Origin of the sequence: Roseovarius sp. A-2 (assembly GCF_002072155.1) — a bacterium.
Classification (GTDB): Bacteria; Pseudomonadota; Alphaproteobacteria; order Rhodobacterales; family Rhodobacteraceae; genus Roseovarius.
Window position 1 is genome coordinate 17,418 of sequence record NZ_BDIY01000025.1, and the last position, 22,175, is coordinate 39,592.

General features: G+C 64.1%; 23 protein-coding genes and 1 pseudogene. 6 read left to right on the top strand and 18 right to left on the bottom strand.

Annotated elements, in window-relative coordinates:
* The first annotated feature begins 367 nt into the window (after nt 1-367).
* On the top strand, nt 368-1,966 hold the full coding sequence (locus BHD06_RS19445) for a phosphoenolpyruvate carboxykinase (protein ID WP_080458634.1): 1,599 nt from the start codon (nt 368-370) through the stop codon (nt 1,964-1,966).
* Nucleotides 1,967-3,235: 1,269 nt separating this feature from the next.
* Here BHD06_RS19445 and BHD06_RS19450 read toward each other — a convergent pair.
* Entirely contained in the window at nt 3,236-4,009 is a 774-nt protein-coding gene (locus BHD06_RS19450; protein WP_080458635.1) for a sulfite exporter TauE/SafE family protein, read from the bottom strand.
* Between the two features lie 145 nt (nt 4,010-4,154).
* On the opposite strand from BHD06_RS19450, the gene BHD06_RS19455 reads away from it, so the two are divergent.
* Complete coding sequence (locus BHD06_RS19455) at nt 4,155-5,843, top strand: acyl-CoA dehydrogenase family protein (protein ID WP_080458679.1); 1,689 nt, start codon at nt 4,155-4,157, stop codon at nt 5,841-5,843.
* Between the two features lie 81 nt (nt 5,844-5,924).
* Here BHD06_RS19455 and BHD06_RS19460 read toward each other — a convergent pair whose 3' ends face one another.
* From BHD06_RS19460 to BHD06_RS19470, 3 genes are all read right to left on the bottom strand, one after another.
* On the bottom strand, nt 5,925-6,878 hold the full coding sequence (locus tag BHD06_RS19460; protein ID WP_139784809.1) for an SLAC1 anion channel family protein: 954 nt from the start codon (nt 6,876-6,878) through the stop codon (nt 5,925-5,927).
* 5 nt (nt 6,879-6,883) lie between these two features.
* On the bottom strand, nt 6,884-7,582 hold the full coding sequence (locus BHD06_RS19465; RefSeq protein WP_080458637.1) for a fumarylacetoacetate hydrolase family protein: 699 nt from the start codon (nt 7,580-7,582) through the stop codon (nt 6,884-6,886).
* A gap of 73 nt (nt 7,583-7,655) precedes the next feature.
* Nucleotides 7,656-8,798: an alpha-D-ribose 1-methylphosphonate 5-triphosphate diphosphatase gene (locus BHD06_RS19470; protein WP_080458638.1), complete on the bottom strand. Its 1,143-nt coding sequence runs from the start codon at nt 8,796-8,798 to the stop codon at nt 7,656-7,658.
* A 50-nt stretch (nt 8,799-8,848) separates the two neighbouring features.
* On the opposite strand from BHD06_RS19470, the gene BHD06_RS19475 reads away from it, so the two are divergent.
* Complete coding sequence (locus BHD06_RS19475) at nt 8,849-9,535, top strand: DUF1045 domain-containing protein (protein ID WP_080458680.1); 687 nt, start codon at nt 8,849-8,851, stop codon at nt 9,533-9,535.
* Here BHD06_RS19475 and phnN read toward each other — a convergent pair.
* From phnN to phnG, 7 genes are read right to left on the bottom strand one after another with little or no spacing between them, the layout of a single operon-like run.
* Nucleotides 9,517-10,065, bottom strand: a complete 549-nt coding sequence (gene phnN, locus BHD06_RS19480; RefSeq protein WP_080458639.1) for a phosphonate metabolism protein/1,5-bisphosphokinase (PRPP-forming) PhnN — start codon at nt 10,063-10,065, stop codon at nt 9,517-9,519. The genes BHD06_RS19475 and phnN overlap by 19 nt on opposite strands.
* Nucleotides 10,062-10,745, bottom strand: a complete 684-nt coding sequence (phnL, locus tag BHD06_RS19485; protein WP_080458640.1) for a phosphonate C-P lyase system protein PhnL — start codon at nt 10,743-10,745, stop codon at nt 10,062-10,064. Before phnL ends, phnN begins: the two co-directional genes overlap by 4 nt.
* Before the next feature lie 58 nt (nt 10,746-10,803).
* Nucleotides 10,804-11,574, bottom strand: a complete 771-nt coding sequence (gene phnK, locus BHD06_RS19490) for a phosphonate C-P lyase system protein PhnK (protein ID WP_080458641.1) — start codon at nt 11,572-11,574, stop codon at nt 10,804-10,806.
* Complete coding sequence (locus BHD06_RS19495; RefSeq protein WP_080458642.1) at nt 11,571-12,440, bottom strand: alpha-D-ribose 1-methylphosphonate 5-phosphate C-P-lyase PhnJ; 870 nt, start codon at nt 12,438-12,440, stop codon at nt 11,571-11,573. The genes phnK and BHD06_RS19495 overlap by 4 nt, the downstream gene beginning before the upstream one ends.
* 34 nt (nt 12,441-12,474) lie before the next feature.
* Complete coding sequence (locus BHD06_RS19500) at nt 12,475-13,563, bottom strand: carbon-phosphorus lyase complex subunit PhnI (RefSeq protein WP_080458643.1); 1,089 nt, start codon at nt 13,561-13,563, stop codon at nt 12,475-12,477.
* Nucleotides 13,563-14,132 (bottom strand): phosphonate C-P lyase system protein PhnH, encoded by a 570-nt coding sequence (gene phnH, locus BHD06_RS19505; RefSeq protein WP_080458644.1) that lies wholly within the window; start codon nt 14,130-14,132, stop codon nt 13,563-13,565. The genes BHD06_RS19500 and phnH overlap by 1 nt, the downstream gene beginning before the upstream one ends.
* Nucleotides 14,132-14,575, bottom strand: coding sequence for a phosphonate C-P lyase system protein PhnG (gene phnG / locus BHD06_RS19510; RefSeq protein WP_080458645.1), 444 nt, complete (start codon nt 14,573-14,575; stop codon nt 14,132-14,134). The genes phnH and phnG overlap by 1 nt, the downstream gene beginning before the upstream one ends.
* A 102-nt stretch (nt 14,576-14,677) precedes the next feature.
* On the opposite strand from phnG, the gene phnF reads away from it, so the two are divergent.
* Complete coding sequence (gene phnF / locus BHD06_RS19515) at nt 14,678-15,397, top strand: phosphonate metabolism transcriptional regulator PhnF (protein WP_080458646.1); 720 nt, start codon at nt 14,678-14,680, stop codon at nt 15,395-15,397.
* A gap of 120 nt (nt 15,398-15,517) precedes the next feature.
* Here the strand turns inward: phnF and BHD06_RS19520 are convergent.
* From BHD06_RS19520 to phnC, 5 genes and pseudogenes are all read right to left on the bottom strand, one after another.
* Nucleotides 15,518-15,744: pseudogene (locus tag BHD06_RS19520) on the bottom strand (hypothetical protein); the annotation flags it as partial.
* Between the two features lie 101 nt (nt 15,745-15,845).
* On the bottom strand, nt 15,846-17,183 hold the full coding sequence (gene phnE, locus BHD06_RS19525; protein ID WP_080458647.1) for a phosphonate ABC transporter, permease protein PhnE: 1,338 nt from the start codon (nt 17,181-17,183) through the stop codon (nt 15,846-15,848).
* Nucleotides 17,184-17,187: 4 nt separating this feature from the next.
* Nucleotides 17,188-18,060, bottom strand: coding sequence for a phosphonate ABC transporter, permease protein PhnE (gene phnE, locus BHD06_RS19530; RefSeq protein WP_080458648.1), 873 nt, complete (start codon nt 18,058-18,060; stop codon nt 17,188-17,190).
* Between the two features lie 72 nt (nt 18,061-18,132).
* Nucleotides 18,133-19,035, bottom strand: a complete 903-nt coding sequence (gene phnD, locus BHD06_RS19535) for a phosphonate ABC transporter substrate-binding protein (RefSeq protein WP_080458649.1) — start codon at nt 19,033-19,035, stop codon at nt 18,133-18,135.
* Between the two features lie 66 nt (nt 19,036-19,101).
* Entirely contained in the window at nt 19,102-19,926 is an 825-nt protein-coding gene (gene phnC / locus BHD06_RS19540; protein ID WP_080458650.1) for a phosphonate ABC transporter ATP-binding protein, read from the bottom strand.
* A gap of 148 nt (nt 19,927-20,074) precedes the next feature.
* Between phnC and BHD06_RS19545 the strand changes: the two genes are divergently transcribed.
* Together BHD06_RS19545 and BHD06_RS19550 are read left to right on the top strand one after the other, a co-directional pair.
* Complete coding sequence (locus BHD06_RS19545; protein WP_080458651.1) at nt 20,075-20,629, top strand: TetR/AcrR family transcriptional regulator; 555 nt, start codon at nt 20,075-20,077, stop codon at nt 20,627-20,629.
* A gap of 4 nt (nt 20,630-20,633) precedes the next feature.
* Nucleotides 20,634-21,023, top strand: a complete 390-nt coding sequence (locus BHD06_RS19550; protein WP_080458652.1) for an META domain-containing protein — start codon at nt 20,634-20,636, stop codon at nt 21,021-21,023.
* Nucleotides 21,024-21,096: 73 nt separating this feature from the next.
* Here BHD06_RS19550 and recO read toward each other — a convergent pair whose 3' ends face one another.
* Both recO and BHD06_RS19560 read right to left on the bottom strand, forming a co-directional pair.
* Entirely contained in the window at nt 21,097-21,831 is a 735-nt protein-coding gene (gene recO / locus BHD06_RS19555) for a DNA repair protein RecO (RefSeq protein WP_080458653.1), read from the bottom strand.
* A 9-nt stretch (nt 21,832-21,840) separates the two neighbouring features.
* Nucleotides 21,841-22,173: a DUF1491 family protein gene (locus BHD06_RS19560; RefSeq protein ID WP_080458654.1), complete on the bottom strand. Its 333-nt coding sequence runs from the start codon at nt 22,171-22,173 to the stop codon at nt 21,841-21,843.
* Nucleotides 22,174-22,175 lie beyond the last annotated feature (2 nt).

Below are 22,175 nucleotides of genomic sequence, written 5' to 3' on the forward strand. Positions count from 1 at the left end.
TTTAATTCCTTATGCTGCTCAGATTACCTGCATTTTTTGTGTCATTATGCGCCTTTTCCCGCCGCGTTATCAATCCAAAACTGCGAATCGCCAGGTCCGCACGCTCCCATTGAGGCAAAAATATGTTTCGAATGGCTAAATTGACTCACTTTGCACGGCACGGGCGACCGGCGTCTTCGCGAACATCCATCTGGTTGCGCTAACTTGATCGTGGTTGCGCTAACTGCGTGAAATCGCCCTGTTATTTTACGGAAACGTCATGTTAAGAGGCGCGCAGCCGGGCAAGGTGCCCGACCGGCGCCGCCCGCCGGCGCCCCCTCTGTGATCCCGCGTTCCCGCGGAATTCGACGAACAGGAGTAAGGCGACATGACATTCGGACGGGTCAACCCGCAATTCCGGCTGGAAGATCAAGGCATCACCGGACTGGGCAATGTCTATTACAACCTCATCGAACCGGCGCTGATCGAGGCCGCGCTCAAGCGCGACGAAGGCACCCTCGGACAGGGTGGCACGTTCCTGGTGACCACCGGCAAGTTCACCGGCCGCTCGCCCAAGGACAAGCACGTCGTCAAGACCGACAACGTCGCGGACAGCATTTGGTGGGAGAACAACGCCGAGATGTCCCCGCAGGGCTTCGACGCGCTCTACGACGACATGCTGGCCTACATGAAGGACGGCGACTATTTCGTGCAGGATCTCGTGGGCGGGGCCGATCCGGCCTATTCGATCAACGTGCGGATGATCTCGGAACTGGCCTGGCACAGTCTGTTCAACCGCACCATGCTGCGCCGCCCCGAACGCGAGACGCTCGACGATTTCACCGCCGATTTCACGCTGATCAACTGCCCCGGCTTCAAGGCCGACCCCGAGCGTCACGGCTGCCGCTCCGAGACCGTGATCGCGATGAATTTCGAGCGCAAGCTGATCCTTGTGGCCAATACCGAATACGCCGGCGAAAACAAAAAATCCGTCTTCAGCCTGCTCAACTACCTGCTGCCCGAAAAAGGCATCATGCCGATGCATTGCTCGGCCAACCACGCGCAGGGCAATCCGGTCGATACCGCCGTCTTCTTCGGCCTGTCGGGCACCGGCAAGACCACCCTCTCCGCCGATCCCGCGCGCACGCTTCTGGGCGATGACGAACATGGCTGGTCGGATCGCGGCACCTTCAATTTCGAGGGCGGCTGCTACGCCAAGACCATCAGTCTCGACCCCGATGCCGAGCCCGAGATCTACGCCACCACGTCGAAATTCGGCACCATCATCGAGAACATGGTCTTCGACCCCGAGACGTTCGCGCTCGATTTCGAGGACGATTCACTTACCGCCAACATGCGCTGCGCCTACCCGCTGCACTATATCTCGAACGCCTCCGAGACGGCGCTTGGCGGGCATCCCAAGAACATCATCATGCTGACGTGCGATGCCTTCGGCGTGCTACCCCCCATCGCGCGGCTGACACCGGCGCAGGCGATGTATCACTTCCTGTCGGGCTTCACCGCCAAGGTCGCGGGCACCGAGCGTGGCGTGACCGAGCCGCAGCCCACCTTCTCCACCTGCTTCGGCGCGCCCTTCATGCCGCGCCGCCCCGAGGTCTACGGCAACCTGCTCAAGGCCAAGATCGCCAAGCACGGCGCGACCTGCTGGCTGGTCAATACCGGCTGGACGGGGGGGGCCTACGGCACAGGCTCGCGCATGCCCATTCAGGCGACGCGCGCGCTGCTGACGGCAGCCCTCGACGGCTCGCTCGGCGATGCCGAGTTCCGCAAGGACGAGAATTTCGGCTTCGACGTGCCGGTCGCGGTGCCGGACGTGGCCGAAGTCCTGCTCGACCCGCGCCGCACTTGGGACGATCCCGAGGCCTATGACCGCCAGGCCGCCAAGCTGGTCGGCATGTTCGCCGACAATTTCGCCCAGTATGTCCCTTATATCGACGAGGACGTGAAGGCGGCGGCCCTCGGCTGAGGGTTTGAGCGGGGGCGTTTTCTTGGGCCTGCGGCGTTGGCCGTAGGCCCGAGCGCGCCACCCTGCTCCCCGGACGGCCCGCGCGCGGGCCTTGCAAACCCGCGCCCTGCGGTTGCCCGTGGTGATGCGCGCGGCGTTTGACGGGAACCAGACCGGAGTCGACATGCTGTTATTCTGCAGCCACTCCCAAACTGTTGTTGCAACCAAACCTTACTATGGAAGGTGCGGAGTACCGCTACATTGAGAGTTAAGTGCATTTGCGGGCTCTAATGCAGGGGGTTGTTTTGTTAGCGTACGCAAGTTATTTGCCTTTGCCTGAGAAAAGGATCTCTATTCGCTGCCCCGTTTGAGGGACTAATAACATGGGTTCAATAGGGGATTGGAACTGGGCTATTGCGGTAGCCTCTGCCCGGTACAATGCGTTAATTGTCGAGGATATTTTCTCAAAATGGCCAAATGACCAGCCGCACCCCCCTGTACATGAGATCATATTCTGCGCAACGAATCTGGCATTTGCCACAGAACTATTCCTTAAGGCCGCATGTGTCGCTTGCAGTGGAAAAGTGCCTCCCGGCGGGCACAAGCTTCGAACAATCTTTATGAACATACCAAAGCATGATAGACAAAAGATCATCGCTAAGTATGACAAAATTTTCGCGTCAAAATATTGCGATCTCAGAAACGGGGAAATCTGGTTCAGACTTAACGATAGTGATCTTCCCGCTGAAAAACGGCCAACAAGTTTATTGGAAGTTTTAGATCATTATTCAACAAGCTATGAGGATTGGCGTTATATTTTTGCGATCCGAAACGACGCAAATCCATCAAACCTGCGCGGGCTACATTACTCTCGCCTCATGTGTCTATGTGAAGCGACAGACCAACACTTGCAAAACCGGTTCCCGGAGATCGTGCGGAGAAATGAGGTCACCATCCTTTCGTAATCTCTCGCCCGCAAAACCTCATAATTCAGTGAGGAGCCGCTTAGTAACTATTCCGACCAAACGCTGAGGGGCAGTGACTTTGGAAATCGTTCTTGCTGCGTATTGCTGCCAGTCGTGGGCGGCGCAGCAAAACTCCGCTCCCCGCCCAACCTCACCGCAACGTCGAGCGCGTCAAGCATCCCGACGACCGACCGCGAGGCGGTGTCCCCCACCTCTCGCACCCGCAGCATCCTGACGGGGAATGAACGGCCCGTCCGGCCCCTGCCTCCGACCGGTGCGGTCAGGACGGGTTAACCCATGGCCGCCCCCCGGTTCAGGGCCTCGCCTAGAGCAGCACCACCCCCCGCCGGATCAGGTTTACCCCCGCGATCAGCAGCACCCAGAGCGTGACCTTGCGAAACGTATCCTGATCGAACCGGTCCTGGAGCCAGAACCCCAGCCCGATCCCCAGCAGCGCCGGCGGCACCAGCCCGAGCGACAGCGGCAGCGTCTCGGCGCGCAGCACGCCCGAGCCCAGATGCGACACCAGCAGCAGCACAGCGCCCAGCCCGTAGATCACCCCCTGCACGCGCATCTGCTCGGTTTTCTCCGTCCCGCGCGCCATCAGCATCGCCACCGTCGGTGGCCCCCAAATCCCTGATAACCCACCGAAAAGACCCGACAGCGCGCCCATCCCCGCCTCGCCGCGCGCACCGCCTTCGGGCGACAGGCGCAGGCCCCGTCCAAGCAGAGTGGAGAGTGCATAGGCGGTGATCAGCGGCCCGATGAACAGGAACATCGCCGCAGGCGGCAGGCGCGGCACCGCTTGCGCCGCCAGCACCATCACCGCCCCGCCCGCCAGCAGGAACACCCGGAACCGCAGGACCGAGGCGAGTGCTGCGCCGACGCCCTGCCGCAAGGCCTGCCACAGGTTTGTCGCCAGCGTCGGCAGGATCAGCCCAGCCAATGCGAGATCGGGTGGCATCATCGTACTCAACCCCGCGATCAAAACCGTCGGCATTGCAAACCCCACCACGCCCTTGACCAGCCCCGCGCAAATCGCCACGAGAAAGGCTAGGCTCCAGCCCCAGACCGGGCCAATGTCGAAAAACATATCCATACCTGCGTGTTAGCATGGCTCTAGCTCCGCAGTACAATAAATCAATACGCAATTTTAGATCAAAAAAATGCGACAATTGGCATAATAGTTGCGCTGCACCTGCATAATAGATAAAAGTCACCAGATCAGGAAAAGGATGCGATTCATGGCACATGACGGACAGGACATTGCAATGGCCCAAACCACGATTCTGAGCGACCTTCTGGCACTGACCGGGGCCGCCATTGGCCCAGTCGAGACAGTGCTCGAGCGTGCGAAAGCCTCTGTTGGCGCGCTTGTGACGGTGGATGGCCGGGTGTCCGGAGCCGCGATCGAGACGCATCAGACCGCCGCGCATGGCTTGGCCTGGCTGGCCACCTATGTCGAATCCCTGCGCCAGATGCAACATTGGGCCACCCGGCTAGAGGAACAGGGTCAGTTCGGCGAGGTGGAGCAGCTGATTCACCAGATCGCGTTCGGCGAATACCTGCATCAGATCTATGGCGGCATCCAGATGAACCAGGGCGAAATGGTGCGCCTGCGGGATTTGGGGCTGAGCCAGGACGACATGCGCGCGCTGATGGAGCCTGCGGTGATGACGCTGACGCAATCGGGCAACACGCAAGACGCGCGCACCCGGCTGGTGGAATTGATGCAGGAACGCGCCGCCGAGATCACCGTGGGGCGCAGCGGGCTAGATGACGAGTTGGAGATGATCCGCGAGCAGTTCCGCCGCTTTGCCGTGGAAAAGGTCGAGCCGCACGCGCATGAGTGGCATCTCAAGGATGAATTGATCCCGATGGAGATCATCGAGGAACTGGCGGAAATGGGCGTCTTCGGCTTGACCATCCCCGAAGAATTCGGCGGGCTGGGCCTCAGCAAGGCGTCGATGTGCGTGGTCTCGGAAGAGCTGTCGCGCGGTTATATCGGGGTTGGCAGCCTTGGCACCCGCTCAGAAATCGCGGCCGAGTTGATCCTTGCCGGGGGCACGCAGGAGCAGAAGGAAAAATGGCTTCCCAAGCTGGCCAGTGCCGAAACGCTGCCGACGGCCGTTTTCACAGAGCCCAACACCGGCTCTGACCTTGGTGCGCTGCGCACCCGGGCCGTGCGCGACGAGAATGGCGACTGGAAAGTGACCGGCAACAAGACCTGGATCACCCATGCCGCGCGCACCCATGTGATGACGCTTCTGGCGCGCACGGTGCCCGACACCACCGATCACCGGGGCCTGTCGATGCTCCTGGCCGAGAAAGAGCCAGGCACCGATGAGCACCCCTTCCCCACCCCCGGCATGACCGGCGGCGAGATCGAGGTGTTGGGTTATCGCGGCATGAAGGAATACGAACTTGGCTTCGATAATTTCCACGTCAAGGGCGAGAACCTGCTCGGGGGCGAAGAGGGCAAGGGCTTCAAACAGCTGATGGAGACCTTTGAATCCGCCCGCATCCAGACCGCCGCTCGGGCCATTGGCGTGGCGCAATCGGCGCTCGATGTGGCGATGAAATACGCGCAGGATCGCAAGCAGTTCGGCAAGCCGCTGATCGCCTTCCCGCGCGTCTCGGGCAAGCTGGCGATGATGGCGGTAGAGATCATGGTGGCACGGCAGCTGACCTATTTCTCGGCCTGGGAAAAAGACAACGGGCGGCGCTGTGACCTGGAGGCAGGGATGGCCAAGCTCCTCGGCGCGCGCGTCGCCTGGGCGGCGGCGGATAACGGGCTGCAGATCCATGGCGGCAACGGCTTTGCGCTGGAATACACCATCAGCCGGATTCTATGTGATGCGCGTATCCTCAATATCTTTGAGGGGGCGGCGGAAATCCAGGCGCAGGTGATTGCACGGCGGTTGCTGGGGTAGATTTGGTCTGGCCCTGGGTCGCCGTTCCGCATCCCGCGCGAAACGCACCCAAGATGCCGCGCGGTCGCCGGGTCATCCCCTTCAATCTGGCTGAAAGATCGTCCCTGCCTGCAACGCCTGCCCCGTGCGCCAGATCAGCCCCGCGATGATCAAGCAGAGCAGCGCCAAGAGCCCCAGCCCGATCAGCCGATGCCCCGCCGAGCCGGTCATCTGCGCGTGGCCAAGACTGGCCAGCACCGCCCCCGCCACCGGAAAGCTCAGCGCCCAGAAGGCGAGCGAGAAGGGCAAACGCAGCAGTTTCGGCAATTGCACCGCCACGATCAGCGTGAAGAGATAGGCGCAGTTCAACAGGACCCGCGCGAATTCATCCACCCCGCCAACGAGCGCCACCCAAGCCAGATAGCCCACCGAGGGCGGCGCGATCAGGATCACCAACGAGGGCTGCAACCGCTCGGGCAGGGGATCGTGAAAGATCAGCCGGTTCATCACCAGCACCAGCATCACGATCCAGAAGATCAGCCCGACGCTGGTAAAGAACCAGCTGATCTCGATATAACCCAGAGGCACGCCCGCAATCGCCACGATCACGTTGCCGACGGCGGGAATGAACCACGCGGGCGAGAGGTGGCCGTGCTGGAACGACCGCGCGCTGATCCAGCCGTTCACCACGGCGAGTGTCAGTGCCAGTTGCATCGGCACGGCGATGAGCCACATCGCACGTGCCAGCCCCGGATAAGGGACCAGCATGACGATGGACATCAGCACCAGCGCAATGGAAATCGCCGGGAAGAACGCGAGCTTGACGGGATGTTGCCATTCGGCCTGCACGGCACCCGGGTGGCGCAGCAGCTTGGCCAGATAGCCCACGGCGATCACGGCAAAGATGCCCATGGTCAGCCAGTGCGCCAAGGCCGAGGCGAGATGGTCAAACCCCATCGCCGCCTCGCCCGCGCGCAGCGCGAGGGTAAAACCGCACAACCCCATCACTATGGTAAAGAGCGTCACCGGCATGTGTTGCAGACGACTGCCCGTCATGTCGCTCACTCCGCCGGGCCGATGCTCAGATGCAGCGGGGCAAGGCCGTCAACCTCGCCCAGCAGCACATTGCCCGACCCTACCGGGCCGACACCGGCCGGCGTGCCGGTATAGATCAGATCCCCCGGTTGCAGGTGATAGAACCGCGACAGATGCGCGATGACCTCGGGCACGGACCAGACCATGTCCGACAGCCGCGCCTCTTGCGTCACCGTGCCGTCCACCGCCAACCGGATCGCCTGACCGCCGATCTCGCCAAATTCGGCCTTGGGCGTAATCGGGGCGATGATTGCCGAATGCTCGAAATCCTTGCCCAGATCCCAAGGGCGGCGCTTCTCCTTGGCCACCCCTTGCAGGTCGCGGCGCGTCAGGTCGATGCCGCAAGCATAGCCATAGACCGCCACCATCGCCTCTGCTTCACTGACGCGGAACGCGGGGCCGCCCATTGCCACCACGAATTCCATCTCATAGTGGCAGTTGGCGGTCTCCAGAGGATAGGGGATCGTCGCTCCGCTTAGGCAGATATCATGCGCCGATTTGTTAAAATACCACGGCGCCTCGCGGTCCACCTCGTTGCCCATCTCGGCGGCATGGGCGGCATAGTTGCGCCCAACGCAGAAAATCCGCCGCACCGGAAAGGCCCCGGCTTCTCCCTCGACAGGGACAAGGGGGGCGGCTGGAACGGTGAATAGCGGCTCTGTCATGGCAGGCTCCGGGGCAAGCGGTTGAAATCGCGCCTGTTATGCGCCCCCGCCCCGGCCTTGTCAAAGCATCGGCTCAGCCTGCGCGCTGCCCCCGCGACCAGACCCCGCGCAGGGCGGGCGCGTCGCCGCGCAGCCGGAACCGGATCAGATCGGCGCGCGCGCCCAGTTCCAGCCGTCCGCGATCCGTCAGCCCCACGGCACGCGCCGGGTTCATGGTGACGGTGGCCAACCCGCGCGCCATGCATCCCCAGCGATGGCCCAGCTGCACCGCCGCCAAGAGCAGCGCCGAGGGCACGTAATCCGACGACAGGATATCGAGATGCCCCAGATCGGCCAGGTCGCTGGCGGCGACATTGCCGGAATGCGATCCACCCCGGATCAGGTTGGGCGCGCCCATGATGACGGAGATGCCGCGCGCATGACATGCGCGCGCCGCCTCAGCCGTGGTGGGAAACTCCGCCAGCCGGATGCCATGGCCATGCGACACGGCGACCTGCGCCTCGGTGGTGTCATCATGGCTGGCCAGCACTGCGCCATAGCGCGTGGCATGGGCCACCGCCGCCGCCTCGTGCCGGTCGCCATTGGCGGCGCGCAGCGTCTTCAACTGCGCGATATGGGCCTCGAATTCGACGTCGTTCATCGCGTGCTTGCCCTTCATGTAGGCCTCGAGCTTGGTCAGATCGCGAAACTGCCGCTGCCCGGGCGTGTGGTCCATCAGGCTGACGATGCCGACCCGGTCCTCAGGCCCGAATTCCTCCATCTCCTCTTCCAGAGTCTCGGAACAGACCTCGGCGCGCAGATGCAGGAAATGGCTGATCCTGAGCGCATCCTCGGCCCGCAGACTCAGCAATTCATTGGCGAGGCCACGCGCGTATTTCTTGTAACGCGCCGCACCTGTGGGCACAGACCCCACGCGCATCGCGTCGAACACGGTGGTGATCCCGGTGCTGGCCAATTCCGCGTCATGTGCGAGGATGGCGGCGTCATGCGGCCAGTCGACCTTGGGACGCGGCTGTATATGACGCTCCAGATTGTCGGTATGCAGCTCGATCAGGCCGGGAGCGAGGTAATCTCCGCCGCAATCCACCGCTCCCCGGGGCACCGTCGTGCCAGTGTCGATACCGGTGATCTGCGCGTCCTCGATATGCACCGATCCGGGGCGCACCTCGCCCGGCAGGATCAACACGGCATTGGCGAGAATGAGGGTTTCTGTCATGTCACTGTCACGCTTCTCTGTAAGGGGGCGTCAAACCGATGAGTGTGCCCATGCATTTCACCCGTTACGCTGTCTATTACACACCGCCCGAGGGCGCGTTCGCCGCCTTCGGCGCGGCCTGGCTGGGATGGGATGTGGCGCGGGGTCTGCCTGTTGCGCATCCCGAGGTGGCCGGACTGCCCGCACCCGTGGCCGAGATCACCGCAACCCCGCGCAACTACGGGCTGCATGCCACGATGAAACCGCCGTTCCGGCTGGCGCAAGGGCAGGAGGAGGCAGCCTTGCGCGATGCCTTTGCGCGGTTCTGCGCGCAGGTCCGTCCGGTGATGCTCAACGGCCTCGCCGTCACCGCGCTTGGGCGGTTCTTGGCGCTGATGCCCGAGGGTGACACCACCGCGCTCGACGCGCTCGCCGCCCAGACCGTGCGCGCCTTCGAGCCGTTCCGCGCGCCGCTGTCCGAGGCGGAAATTGCCCGCCGCCGCGCCGGCGGGCTGAGCCCCAATCAAGAGGCGCGGCTCATGGAATGGGGTTATCCGCATGTGATGGAGGGGTTCCGCTTTCACATCACGCTGACCGGCAAACGGCCAAAATCCGAATTGCAGGAACTGCGCGAGATCCTCGCGGCGCAGCTCCTGCCGCTCCTGCCGCGCCCCTACCCCATCGACGCGCTGTCGCTGATGGGCGAGGACGCGCAAGGCCGGTTTCACCGGATCGCGCGTCATGTCTTCACCCTGTAGACCAGCCTGATCGCCCGCTTGGCCAGCCGCGTCACCGACGCATCGGTGTCGAGCGTCACCACCGGCCACGCACCGTCAGGCAGCGCCACCTCCGCCCCCTCCAACCGCTCGGCGATATCGTCCGCCGCCTCGCGCCCGCGTGCGGCAAGGCGCGCGGCCAGCACCTCGGGGGCCGCCGTCAGATGCAGCACGATCAGGCGGGTATAGCGCGCCTGCGCCTGCGCCAGCACGCCGCGCGACAGGTTGACCAGCAGATCGCGCCCCGCGCCTAGATCCATGCAGATGCCCACCGGCACCCCGTAGCGCAGCCCATGCGCGCGCCAGTCGAGGGCAAAACCGCCTTCCTTGCGGCGCGCCTCAAATTCGGTCTCGGTCACGGATTCATGCCCCTCACCGCCATCGTCGGCGGGGCGGGTGATGACCCGGCGCACCCGGCGCAAACTGGGCCTCTCCGCCACCATCGCGCGCATCAGCGTGTCTTTGCCCACGCCCGACGGGCCGACCACGGCGATGAGACGCCCCTTTTTCATGCCGCCCGCCCCGGGGCAAATGCGCCCATATCGACTTCGCGGTCGCAGATCCGGGCGCGCGCCGCCTCGTCGTGAAAGATGCCGATGATCGCGGCACCGCGCGCCTTGGTCTCCTCGATGAGGCCCATCACTACCTCGCGATTGGCAGCGTCGAGGCTGGCGGTCGGCTCATCCAGCAAAAGCGCGGGAAATTCGTGCGCAAAGCCGCGCGCGATGTTCACCCGCTGCTGCTCGCCGCCCGAAAACGTCGTCGGGCTCAGCGACCATAGCGCCCGCGGTATATTGAGCCTCGCCAGCAGCGACTCGGCCCGCGCGATGGCGTCCGCCCGCGCCACGCCAAGGGTCAGCAGCGGCTCGGCCACCACTTCGCGGGTGGGCACGCGCGGCACGACGCGCAGGAACTGGCTGACATAGCCCAGCGTATGACGGCGCAGCCTGATGATCTCGCGCGGCGCGGCTTGGGCGATGTCGGTCTTGCCCACCATGATCCGCCCGGCACTGGCGCGGTAATTGCCGTAGATCATCCGCATCAAGGTGGACTTACCCGCACCCGACGCGCCGGTCAGCGCCACGCATTCGCCGCGCGCCACCCGCAGACACGCCCCCGCCATCACCGCGATCACCGCGCCGCCCTGATTGTGCAGAGTGAAGCTCTTGCCCAGACCGTCTATCTCGATCATCGCGTCCACCTTTCATCTTGCCCCAAATATCCCGGGGGTTCGGGGGCTGGCCCCCGGATCACACCTGCAATACGCTCGACACCAGCAGCTGCGTGTAGCCATGCTGCGGATCATCAAGCACCTGATCGGTTAAACCCTGCTCGACCACGCGGCCATCCTTCATCACCATCAGCCGGTCAGCCAGCAGGCGCACGACGGCCAGATCATGCGTCACGATGATCGCCGAGAGGCCCATTTCCCGCACCAACCCGCGCATGAGATCGAGCAGCCGCGCCTGCACGCTCACGTCAAGCCCGCCCGTGGGCTCGTCCATGAACACCAGACGCGGGCCGGTCACCAGATTGCGGGCGATTTGCAGGCGTTGCTGCATGCCTCCTGAAAACGCCCACGGTTTGTCATCCACCCGGTCAGCGGCAATCTCGACCCGTCCCAGCCAATCCACCGCCTGTTCGCGGATATCGCCATAATGCCGCGCGCCCACGGCCATCAGCCGCTCGCCGACATTGCCGCCCGCCGACACCCCCATGCGCAGCCCGTCGCGCGCGTGCTGATGCACGAACGCCCAATCGGTGCGCATCAGCATCCGGCGCTCGGGTTCGGACATGCTCAACGTGTCGCGCGGGCCGTGAAGCTGCGTGTCGAAAATCACCTCGCCCCGGTCGGGCAGCAGATGCCCGGCAAGGCACGACAGAAGCGTCGACTTGCCCGAGCCGCTCTCGCCGACGATGCCCATCACCTCCCCGGGCCAGAGATCGAAGCCGACATCCTCGCAACCGCGTCGCGCCCCGTAGAATTTGGCGAGATCGCGCACTTGCAACAGCGGTGTCATGCGCGCGCATCCTCATAGGGCGCGCCTTGTGCACCGACATGGTTCGCTGCGCGCCGCGACCGGCAATAATCGGTATCGGAACAGACGAACATCCGCCCGCCCGCGTCATCCACAATCACCTCGTCGAGATAGCTGTCAGAGGCCCCGCAGAGATCACAATCGTGATCGGCCTTGCTGGGCTCGAACGGGTGATCCTCGAAATCGAGGCTGACGACGCGGGTATGGGGCGGTAGCGCATAGATCCGCTGTTCGCGCCCCGCGCCGAACAGCTGAATCGCCGCCATGCTCAATTTCGGATTGTCGAATTTCGGGATCGGGGACGGGTCCATCACATAGCGCCCCTCGACCTTGACGGGATAGGCATAGGCGGTGGCAATCGCGCCATGCTGGCTGATATCCTCATAGAGTTTCACATGCATCAGACCATATTCCTCGAGGCTGTGCATCTTGCGCGTCTCCACCTCCGACGGCTCCAGAAAGCGCAGCGGTTCGGGGATCGGCACCTGGTAGACCAGGATCTGATCCTCGCTCAGCGCCGCCTCGGGGATGCGGTGGCGGGTCTGGATCAGGCTCGCCTGCGCGGTTTCCTCGGTGGTGGCGATGCCAGCGGTTTTCTCAAAGAATTTTCGGATCGAGATCGCGTTGGTCGTGTCATCGGCACCCTGATCAATCACCTTGAACGTATCACCCGGCGTCAGGCAGGCGGCAGAGACCTGCACGCCGCCCGTGCCCCAGCCGTAAGGCATCGGCATTTCGCGGCTGGCAAAGGGCACCTGATAGCCGGGGATCGCCAGTGCCTTGAGAATGGCGCGACGGATCATCCGCTTGGTCTGCTCGTCGAGATAGGCGAAATTGTAATCGCTCATCGCAAACTCTCCCGTTTCACTGTTCCAAGAATGCTCATTCCGCCACCTCCTGCCCCGCGCAGCCCTCGGCCTCACGGCGCAGTTTTCGCACCAATTCCAGCTCGCTCTGGAAATCCACGTAATGCGGCAGCTTGATGTGCTCCAGAAACCCCGTCGCCTGGATGTTGTCGGCATGCATCAGCACGAATTCCTCGTCCTGCGCGGGCGCCCCCTGATCCTCCTCGCCCAGTTCCTTCCAGCGCAGCGCGCGGTCAACCAGCGCCATGGCGATGGCCTTGCGCTCGGTCTGACCAAAGACCAGCCCATAGCCCCGGGTGAATTGCGGCAGCTCGGTTTTCGAGCCCTTGAACTGGTTCACGGTCTCGCATTCGGTCAGCACGACTTCGCCGAATTCTATGGTAAAGCCCAGCTCGGGGATGTCTATCTCGACGGCCACCGCTCCGATCCGCAATTCGCCGACAAAGGCGTGGTTGCGGGCGTAGCCGCGCTGCGTCGAATAGGCGAGCGACAGGATGAACCCCTCATCGCCCCGCGTCAGCGCCTGCAAGCGCAACGCGCGGGTTGCGGGCAATTCCATCGGCTCGCGGGTGAGGTCGGGCGGGGTCGCCTCATCCGGCACCTCCTCCTTGATCAGCCCCTCGCGGTTCAGATAGCCCATGATATGCGGCGTCTGTCCGGGCTGGGGCGCGGCCTCGGGGGCCTCCGCCACCTCGCCCTCGGCGGCCAGTTTGAAATCCAGCAGGCGGTGCGTGTAATCGAATGTCGGCCCCAGAACCTGCCCGCCCGGCGCGTCCTTGAACGTGGCCGAGATGCGCCGGTCGCAACGCATCGCAGATGTCTTCACCGGATGCGAGACCCCGAATCGCGGCAGCGTGGTGCGATAGGCGCGAATGAGGAAAATCGCCTCGATCAGATCACCGCGCGCCTGCTTGATCGCCAGTGCGGCAAGGTCTGGATCATAGAGCGAGCCCTCGGCCATGACACGGTTAACGGCAAGGCTCAGCTGCTCGCGGATCTGCGCGACGCTGAGTTCTGCCACAGCCCTGTCACCCCGCCGCTCCTCGGCAAGCCAGGCATGGGCGTTGTCGATGGCGCGCTCGCCTCCCTTGACCGCGACATACATCAGACGGCCTCCACGCGGGTGCTGCGCGGCAGTGCCGCAAGCCGGTCGCCACAGGTGAAGAGGAAATCGAGCCCCAGCGGAAACGCCCGCGCATTGGCCTGAAACGCCGCCACCTCGGGCAGCGAGAGCGCCGCTTCGTCTGCGATCCCCGGCCCGATCAGTCGCGCACCGGATGCCTCCAGCCGCTCCATCTCGACAATCAGCGTGGCCGAACGATCAGGATACTCGGGTGTGCCCCGCGCGTAGTCGTCGCGTGGCAAGAGCGCCTCCCAGCGGCCTATCGCGAACATCGCCTCGCTACGCCCCACCAGCGGCGCGCCGGTGTGAAAGGTGATCCAGTCGCGCACCGCTGCGCAATCGGCATCGCCCGCCAGATACACCGGCGTTTCCGGGTCGCACAGCGTGAGCAGCACCGTGCCCGCCGCAACCGACAGGGGGGCGGGTGGCGTGGCCCCCGTTACCGCCTCAATCGTTCCTGGCCGGGCCATCACGCGCATCACGGCGCGAAAGGCGTGGGCCGCATCCACCGGGGGGGCCGCGAATGCGCCGCTCAAGGTATCTGTCTGCATCAATCCTCTCCCCGCATCATGGTGAAAAAATCCACTTTGGTGGCCGCGGCGCGGGCGGCACGGGCAGTGCGGCGGGCATCCTCAGCCTCTTTCAGGGGCGACAGGATCACCGCGCGCAGGGTCTCGGCCTCAACCCCCTGCATCAACGCATCGACCAGCGCCGCCTGCGTCGCATGGGTCTTGCCGCGCCCCTGCACAAAACCGTGCCCAACAGTGCCATCAGCCAGCCGCACCGCGCAGCGAGTCACGGTCATCTCGCCCAGGTTGAACGGCGCGCCAGTGGCCCCGGCGCGACCGCGCACCATCACGCCACCCACCTCGGGCGGGCGCAGGTGGGCGTAATCGGGGGTCAGCCCGGCCTCGGACCATAGCCTGTTCAGCTCCCCGGCGGGCGCACGCGCCAGCAGGCCCATCCATGCCTTGCGCTCTGAATTCTCGGTCATGCAGACACCTTGCGGATTTGTCGAAGTAACTATACAACTAGACAAATAACTACCTGAAACCGCCCCACTGAACAAGCCTGCACCCCAAGAAATTTATGTGACATGCCCCGAGAAAAGCCTGCCGCGCTCTGGCGCGCGATCCATAACAGTCTGAGCGCCGACATCACGGCGGCGCGCTATGCGCCCGGTGACAAGCTGCCGACCGAGGCAGCCCTCGCCAATCGCTTCGGCGTCAACCGCCACACCGTGCGCCGCGCGCTCGGCGAATTGGCAAACGCGGGTGTGATCTTTACCCGGCGCGGTGCCGGGGCGTTCGTGGCGCATCGCCCGACCGATTACCCGATCGGAGCAAGGGTACGGTTTCACCAGAACCTGCGCGCCGCCGGTCGCCTGCCGACCAAGGAAATCCTCGCGTTGGAGACGCGCGCGGCGGATGCCGCCGAAGCCGAGGCCCTGCGCCTTGCAACAGGCGCGCAGGTGCATGTCTATGACGGGCTGTCGCTGGCCGATGGCATGCCGGTCGCTATTTTCCGCAGCAGCTTTCCGGCGGCGCGGTTTCCGGATCTTCCCCGGGCGCTGCAACGCCTCAGATCGGTGACAGCGTCGCTGCGCGAACAGGGCATCGAGGATTACACCCGCGCCTCTACGCGGCTGACTGCAAAACTCGCGAGCCCCACCCAGGCGCTGCATCTGCAACTGAGCCCCGGTGCGCCGATCCTGCGCACAACGGCGGTGAACGTCGATCCAGAGGGCCAGCCCATCGAATACGGTCGCACCTGGTTCGCGGGGGAGCGGATCACTCTCACGCTCTCGGGTCCCTGAAATACCGCGCAGTGTCATGGCGATGTCACACGCGCCGCTTAAGTGGGCCCATATTGAAGCTACCCTTTTACCCGCGCCATTTCAGCACCTGCAAGGCGGCCCTCGTGGCCGCCTTTTTGCTTAACCGCCATGTTCTTCCAAAAACGCCGCGGCTGTGAGCGCGCAGAAATCCCCCAAGCTGTCACGCAGCCGCGCATGGTCCCAGTCCCACCACGCCAGCGCGATCATCCGCTCGGCCAAGACGGGCGCCAGCCGCGCGCGCGGCGCTTGTCGAACCAGGCGAGATCATCCCAATACGAGGCCGAGCGATAGAGGAAATGATGCAGCGACGCTCGGTCCAGCGGATTTTTCTCCCCAAGAGATGAATGCCTGCGGCGCGAGTATTTTTACCATAAAGAAACGCAGCACCCTCGGTTTCTTTATGGCAAAAATACTCAAATCCGCGGCCTCAGTGCCCGCTATCATCCGACATGATGAGCTTGCGCCGCAGCCAGCCCGACACCGTGTCCATCACCATCACCATGATCAGGATGAGTACGATGTAATAGCTCACCTCTTCCCAGTCCTTTTGCGTGATCATCGCCTGCGTCAGCAACAACCCGATGCCGCCACCGGTGATCGCGCCGATGATGGTGGCGCTGCGGGTGTTGGATTCAAGGTAGTAGAGAAGCTGGCTTAACAGGATCGGCGTGATCTGCGGGATGACGCCAAAGCGGTAGCGTTGCAAGGGCTTCGCGCCGGTCGATTGCACGCCCTCGATCTCGCGCGTGCCGACATTTTCCAGCGCCTCCGAGAAGAGCTTGCCAAAACTGCCCGTGTCGGTGATCAGAATGGCCAACGCGCCGGTCAGCGGGCCGGGGCCAAAGGCCCGCGCGAGGATGATCGTCCATATGAGCGCATCGACGCCGCGCACGAAATCGAACAGCCGCCGAACGCTCGCGCGCACCGCCATCAGCGGCGAGAAATTGCGCGCCGCCGCAAAGGCCAGCGGCAGCGCCACGATGGCGGCACCCATGGTACCGAGAAAGGCCATCAGGATGGTCTCGAAGATCGCCCACATCACATCCTTGTGCTGCCACATCTTGTTGTTCCAGATGTCATGCAGAATGGCAGCAAGGTTGCTCTTGCCCTCGACGACGCGATCGCCCGAAACGACCAGCCCTGCCAGCTCGCCGAAACTCTTGCCGTAGAACGGGCTGTCGAGCGTGAACCAGAACAGCTCCCAGCCGAAGGCATAGCGCATCACCTCGGTGCGCGCCTTGGTCAGGGTCACGCGCCCGCCCTCGGTGGTGATGTCGACGCGGGCGTTGCTGGCGCTGATCCAGTCCGGCACTGTGTCGGCGGGCAGGTTGAGCGTCACGCCCTCGCGCCGCGACACCTGGGCCGTGATCAGCCCGTAACCCGGCACGTCATAGCGCATGCCATTGCCGTCGATCAGCACCTCGTGGCCATGTTTCAGCGCAACGCGTGTGCGATCCTTGCCCTCCCGCGTCACCCAGTCGGGGCTGGTGCCTTCGGGCCAGGTGCCCTTGTTCTCGCCCTCCACCGCGATGGTCAACGCGCCGGTGCGGTTGTCGCGCGTCACATGGGTCTTGTGGCTGTAACTGTCGGCGACAAGGATGCGCGCATTGTCCATCCGCGCGCGATCCGACAGCCCCGGAATGTCAAAGGCGAAAAAGATATAGACGAAATAGGCCAGGATCACCGCCGGGACGGCAAAGGCCATGCACCGCTTGCGCCGAAAGAAACCGGCTGCGTCGAACCCTGCTTCGGTTGCCATCGTCATGCTCTCACTCCCCCGCGATCAGCTTGTTGCGGTAGCGGCTCGACATCTGATCGAAGAACACGATGGAGCCGAACAGCAGCAGAAAGATCGCCGCCACCTCGTCATAGCGCCCCTGCCCCCAGCTGAACGCGTTCTTGAGGTCATAGCCGATGCCGCCCGAGCCGACGAAGCCGAGGATCGCCGAGGCGCGGATATTGATCTCGAACCGCAACAGCGCGTAGCTGACGTAGTTCGGGGCCACCTGCGGTATTATCCCCAGCCACATCCGCTGCTCCCAGGTGGCACCGACCGAGTGCAGGCCCTCCACCGGCTTCAGGCTCGCGTTCTCATTCACTTCGGAAAAAAGCTTGCCCAACGCCCCCACGGTATGCAGCGCGATGGCGATCATCGCGGGCACCGGCCCGCCGCCGAGGATGAAGATCAGCACCAGTGCGATCACGATCTCGGGCACCGCGCGCAGGATGTCCATCATCCGGCGAAACAGCCCGATCAGACGCGGCCATTTCGCCAGCCCCCGCGTCGCCAGAAGCGAGATCACCACCGCGCCCATCGCCCCCAGAAGGGTCGAGGCCGCCGCGATATTGATCGTCTCGATCAGCGCGGGCAGGAACTTCCACATCAGCCCCGGCAGATTGTCGCTCTTTTCGCTCGCCTCGGCCAGAACCTCGCCGGGGAACTCGAGTATATTGCCGATCCCGTCCCAGAACCCGCCCGCGTTGCGCCCGTCGGCCACCTGAAATCCCGAGACCATCAGCGCGATGAACACGATCAGCATCACCGAGCCGTAAAGCCGCTTGCGCCGGGTCATCGCCATATAGGCGGATTGCACGTCCTGTACCCGCACCACGCCCGCCCGTCCTGCCATCAGATCGCTCATGCCTAACCCCCGGTCAAATGAGACCGGGCCTACGCGCATGGCAGGCCCGGCCCGTGTGTCAGCCGCTGCGGCTTACATCTTGGATTTGCGCGCCTCGATGATCGACAGATAGGCGTCGTGGTTGATCGGCTGGAAGCCCAGCGCCTCACCGGCCATGAAGTTATAGGCGCAATCGGCATCCATATAGGGCAGCGACGCGGTCAGCGTGGTAATGTCCAGCTTGACGCGCTCGGGCAGGTCCTTGCGCAGCACGATCGGGCCTTCGGGAATCGGCTTGGACTTCCAGATTTCGACCATCTGGTTCATGTCCACCAGGCCCGCATCGGCGGCCTTGCGCAGCGCGCCCGAGTTATAGCCGTCTTCCCAGGCACCCATGCCGTCAGCCCAGGTCACGCCGGCATCGACATCGCCATTGGCCACGGCGACGATGGTCTGTTCGTGACCGCCCACGAACTTGACCTCGCCGAAAAAGTCGCCCGACTCCATGCTGGCACCGGTCGCGGCCGGGATCTCGATGGACGGGATCAGATAGCCCGAAGTGGAGTTGGGATCACCGAAGGCAAAGACCTTGCTCTGCATGTCGTCGAGCGAGACGATGCCGCTGTCCTTGCGCGCGAAGCCCACCGAGTAATAGCCGTAGGACTTGTCCATGTTGGTCTTGACCATGATCGGCTCGACGGCGTCGGGATCGGTAAGATAGGTCTTGGCATAGGCCGAGGCCCCGAGCCACGCCATGTCGAGCGTGCCGCCCAGAAGGCCCTGGATCACGCCGTCATAATCGGCGGGGGTGAACAGCTTGACCGGCACGCCGAGCAGGTCTGCGGCGGCGGCGCGGAAGCACTCGTTCGAGGCCATGCGATCCTGCGCGTTCTCGCCGCCCAGCACGCCGATGCGGAATTCCTCGATCTTGTCCTGCGCCAGCGCGGGGCTGACGAGGGCGGTGGCGGCCACGATGGCAGCAATGAGTTTGGTCATGGGTTTCTCTCCGGTTGGGTTGACTTGGGTTGTCGGCCCGCCACCCCCCGGCGGACCCGGGGGTCGTCAGATCGTGGCTTCGGCCTCGCGCAGCGCGCGCACCGCTCCACGGTCCAGCGTCTCGATGGAGGTCGATGTGCTCTCCTCGGAAAAGCGGGCATCGGCACCATAAATGTCGCGCGCCACGCCGGTGGTCAGTTGTTCGGGCGAGCCGTCAAACACCACCCGGCCCTGCAGCATCCCGATCACCCGGTCACAATAGCGCCGCGCGGTATCCAGCGTGTGCAGGTTGGCGATCACCGTGCGCCCGACTTCTTCATGGATGCGGCGCAGGTCATCCATCACCAGTTGCGCGTTCATCGGGTCGAGACTGGCAATCGGCTCGTCCGCCAGCACGATCTTGGGGTCCTGCATCAGCGCGCGGGCAATCGCCACCCGCTGCTGCTGCCCGCCGCTCAGCGCCTCGGCACGTTTCGGCGCATGATCAGCAATGCCCAGCCGGTCGAGGATCGCGATGGCGCGGTGAATATCCGCATCGGGATAGAGGTTGAACATCGTGGCCAGCGTCGAGCGGCGGCTGAGCGTGCCGTGCAGCACGTTCGACACAACATCCATCCGCGGCACGAGGTTGAATTGCTGAAAGATCATCGCGCAGTCGGATTGCCAGGCGCGTTTTTCCGCACCCTTGAGGCCGGTGACCTCACGCCCTTCGAACATGATCTGGCCCGACGAGGCATCGGTCAGCCGGTTGATCATCCGCAGCAGCGTGGATTTGCCCGCCCCGGATCGCCCGATGATCCCGATCATCGCCGGTTTCTCGACGGTGAATGTTACCCTGTCCACGGCTGTGTTGCAGCCGAATGTCTTGGTCAGCGCGTCGATGCTCAGCACGAAAAATGCCCCCTTGGTTTGCGCCCCACCTACGCGGCGAACGCAAAGAGAGTGCGACAGTTTGGTAAAATTTTTTTGACGACCACTTAATGCCGCGTGACATTCTCAACCCTTGCGACAGTTCCATGCCGGGCGTAAACCTGATAGCATGATCGCCCGACGCCGCCCCCGTTTGACCCGTGACGACTGGCTTCTGACCGGCCTCACCGCCTTGTGCGAAGGCGGGCCCGGCACCCTCGGCGCGGAACCTCTGGCGCGGCGTGTCGGCGCGACCAAGGGTTCGTTCTACTGGCATTTCGACGATGTGCCCGGCTTTCACGCGGCGCTTCTGGCGCTCTGGCAGACCGAGGCCAAGACGGCCCTGCTCACCGCCGACGGCACCACCGACACTGCCCGCCTGCGCACCACCGCCCAGACCATCGCCGACAGCGCCATCAGCGACAGCCCCGCCCTGCGCTCCGAGCCCGCGATTCGCGCCTGGGCGCAGGGTCATGCGCCCGCCGCGCGCGTCGTGGCGAGCGTCGACGACATCCGCGTGGCGCGGCTGCACGATCTTCTGGCGGCCTGTGGCATCGGCAACCCGGAAATGGCCCGAATCCTCTATGCCTCGGCCACCGGCATGCAGGCCTTGCAGGACAGCGCCCGTAACACGGCGGCCAGTGCCATCGGCTCGCTGGTCGATCTCATTCTCGCGCTGAGGTAAGGCGATGCGCGCCGCCGCCCTGCTCATCGCCATGTCCATCCTTGGCTATTGCAAGGATGAGACCGTGTCGGGCCATGGCGGGGCCGGGGCGACATGGGTGCTGCACAGCATCGACGGCACGCCCTTTGCCGCCCGCGCAACCCTGGCCTTTCCCGAGGAAGGCACGCTTGCGGGCGAGGCCCCCTGCAACCGCTATTCCGGCGCGCAGACCCTGCCCTACCCGTGGTTCCGCGCCGAAGCCCTGATCACCACCAAACGCGCCTGCCCCGATCTGGCGGCCGAGACACGCTATCTGCGCACGCTTGAAGAAATGACGCTGGTCGAGGTTGCGGGCGACACGCTTCTGCTGACCAATGACGCAGGGCGCGAGATGGTGTTTCGGGCGGAAGAGTAAGCGGGGTGCGGCAACGTCAGTTGCAGACCAAACTTGACCGCCCCCGCTCCACTCAGATCCAAAAACCCCGCGCTCAGCCCGCGCCCGCCTGCGCCGCGAACCGCGCGACAAAGCGGGCGCGGGCGTCCGGCAGCGGCTTGTTGCCCATCTGCGGCGCGAGATGATGCATCAGGAAATGACCCGTTACCTGAAACCCCTGCAATATTTCCGCATCCGGGGCCGGGCCCTCGCCCAGCAGGCAGGGCGGCAGCGGCAAGAGCCGGTCGGCCCACTCGCCCGCCCCCGCGCGCGACACCGCGCGCCCGGTCTTGGGCGATATATAGCTGAGATCATTGGCCTTTTCCCCCATCACCGCGCAGCGCCGCAAATCAAGGCCAAAGCCCATCTCCTCCAAAAGCGCCAGTTCCCAGTTGAGATAGGCCAGCGGCCAGATCTCCGGCTGCTCCAGAAGATCGAGCAAGATCAGGCTTTTGCGGTAAATCCTCTCATGTGCTTCACGCTCGGGCAGCGCAAATAGCAGCAGCGCGCAAACAGCATTGAGCCCGGCCAGCGCCATCCGCTCCCCAATCGACCAGGCCCTTGATTTCAAGGGCTCGACCCGAAATGTCCCCAGATGATCCTCCAGCCGCGCGCGCCACTCCACGTCGAGTTGCGCGCCCGGTTGCAGCACGGGTGCCATCCTGCGCGACGCCCCACCCCGCACGACGCCCGCGTGCCGCCCACGCTCAGACGTGAAAACTTCAATAATGGCAGAGCTTTCCCCGTGGCGGCGGCTGCTCAGCAATATTCCCTGATCACGCCATTCCATCGCCCAAACCTACCCGCTCAACCCGTCAGCGTCGAGCAGGTGCCGCCCCGCCCGGTCCTCCACCTCGACCACCCAGATATCCGGGTCGAACCCGCGTTGCCGGGCGATGGCGGCATCCACCTCCGCCTCACAGCCCTCGGCCAGAGTCACCCAGGCGCGCGCGCCGGTCGCGAGGTCGAAAGAGCGTTGAAACACCTGCGCCTTGGCGTCGAGCGTGTTGAGCTTCACCAACACCGCTCCGCCCGTGTCATCGCCATGCGCCACGACAAAGGCCGGGATATCCGCCAGCCGCAACCGCGCCAGGTAGGCATCCACCCAGAATCGTGCGGTCAGCCGGGCCACGC

Excerpts from the sequence above, each read along its gene's own strand:
- BHD06_RS19445 (WP_080458634.1), top strand. The coding sequence starts at position 368 with ATGACATTCGGACGGGTCAACCCGCAATTCCGGCTGGAAGATCAAGGC.
- BHD06_RS19450 (WP_080458635.1), bottom strand. The coding sequence starts at position 4,009 with ATGGATATGTTTTTCGACATTGGCCCGGTCTGGGGCTGGAGCCTAGCC.
- BHD06_RS19455 (WP_080458679.1), top strand. The coding sequence starts at position 4,155 with ATGGCACATGACGGACAGGACATTGCAATGGCCCAAACCACGATTCTG.
- BHD06_RS19460 (WP_139784809.1), bottom strand. The coding sequence starts at position 6,878 with ATGACGGGCAGTCGTCTGCAACACATGCCGGTGACGCTCTTTACCATA.
- BHD06_RS19465 (WP_080458637.1), bottom strand. The coding sequence starts at position 7,582 with ATGACAGAGCCGCTATTCACCGTTCCAGCCGCCCCCCTTGTCCCTGTC.
- BHD06_RS19470 (WP_080458638.1), bottom strand. The coding sequence starts at position 8,798 with ATGACAGAAACCCTCATTCTCGCCAATGCCGTGTTGATCCTGCCGGGC.
- BHD06_RS19475 (WP_080458680.1), top strand. The coding sequence starts at position 8,849 with ATGCATTTCACCCGTTACGCTGTCTATTACACACCGCCCGAGGGCGCG.
- phnN (WP_080458639.1), bottom strand. The coding sequence starts at position 10,065 with ATGAAAAAGGGGCGTCTCATCGCCGTGGTCGGCCCGTCGGGCGTGGGC.
- phnL (WP_080458640.1), bottom strand. The coding sequence starts at position 10,745 with ATGATCGAGATAGACGGTCTGGGCAAGAGCTTCACTCTGCACAATCAG.
- phnK (WP_080458641.1), bottom strand. The coding sequence starts at position 11,574 with ATGACACCGCTGTTGCAAGTGCGCGATCTCGCCAAATTCTACGGGGCG.
- BHD06_RS19495 (WP_080458642.1), bottom strand. The coding sequence starts at position 12,440 with ATGAGCGATTACAATTTCGCCTATCTCGACGAGCAGACCAAGCGGATG.
- BHD06_RS19500 (WP_080458643.1), bottom strand. The coding sequence starts at position 13,563 with ATGTATGTCGCGGTCAAGGGAGGCGAGCGCGCCATCGACAACGCCCAT.
- phnH (WP_080458644.1), bottom strand. The coding sequence starts at position 14,132 with ATGCAGACAGATACCTTGAGCGGCGCATTCGCGGCCCCCCCGGTGGAT.
- phnG (WP_080458645.1), bottom strand. The coding sequence starts at position 14,575 with ATGACCGAGAATTCAGAGCGCAAGGCATGGATGGGCCTGCTGGCGCGT.
- phnF (WP_080458646.1), top strand. The coding sequence starts at position 14,678 with ATGCCCCGAGAAAAGCCTGCCGCGCTCTGGCGCGCGATCCATAACAGT.
- phnE (WP_080458647.1), bottom strand. The coding sequence starts at position 17,183 with ATGACGATGGCAACCGAAGCAGGGTTCGACGCAGCCGGTTTCTTTCGG.
- phnE (WP_080458648.1), bottom strand. The coding sequence starts at position 18,060 with ATGAGCGATCTGATGGCAGGACGGGCGGGCGTGGTGCGGGTACAGGAC.
- phnD (WP_080458649.1), bottom strand. The coding sequence starts at position 19,035 with ATGACCAAACTCATTGCTGCCATCGTGGCCGCCACCGCCCTCGTCAGC.
- BHD06_RS19545 (WP_080458651.1), top strand. The coding sequence starts at position 20,075 with ATGATCGCCCGACGCCGCCCCCGTTTGACCCGTGACGACTGGCTTCTG.
- BHD06_RS19550 (WP_080458652.1), top strand. The coding sequence starts at position 20,634 with ATGCGCGCCGCCGCCCTGCTCATCGCCATGTCCATCCTTGGCTATTGC.
- recO (WP_080458653.1), bottom strand. The coding sequence starts at position 21,831 with ATGGAATGGCGTGATCAGGGAATATTGCTGAGCAGCCGCCGCCACGGG.